Below are 523 nucleotides of genomic sequence, written 5' to 3' on the forward strand. Positions count from 1 at the left end.
TCCCATGACAACTGCGACACTCCCCGCCACCGAACGCCGAATCCCCGACGCGGACTGGTCGATCGCCTCCTTCAAGAGCCACCGAACCTACGACGGCGAGGCGTACGTCGCGAGCCTGCGCCGCAACGGCAAGAAGGTCGCATCGATCCAGCACGACGGATGCGGCGGGGTGCCGGTGCTGCACTGGGCGGAGAAGGCGACAGAACACCGTGACGCGTGGCAGAAGTGGGTCGCGGACTACGACCGCCTTCACACCGAGGAGTCCTGGGGCGAACCCGAGTACGCCTCGGTCGATGCGCTGATCGAAGAACACCAGCTCGCCGCGGAGCTGCGGCGGGTGACCCGCAAGGAAACGCCGGTCCTCAAGCCGGGCGAGACCATCCTCGAAGTCAAGTCATACAGCGCGCTACGCGGATGCCCCACCGACCCGGCAGTGCAGGCGTACCTACGAGAGCACGCCGACAAGTTCGACCGCTACTGGGACGGATCGGCCTGGATTCGACCGTGACACACGGTGGGGGCG

1 protein-coding gene is annotated in these 523 nt (G+C 66.7%); it reads left to right on the forward strand.

The genetic code is table 11. The features are described from left to right. On the forward strand, nucleotides 1-508 hold a 508-nt coding region (locus tag AC1DQC_RS20270; protein ID WP_477053018.1), incomplete at its 5' end, for a hypothetical protein. Nucleotides 509-523: the final 15 nt, after the last annotated feature.

This window comes from Cellulomonas sp. P4_H12 (assembly GCF_056400905.1).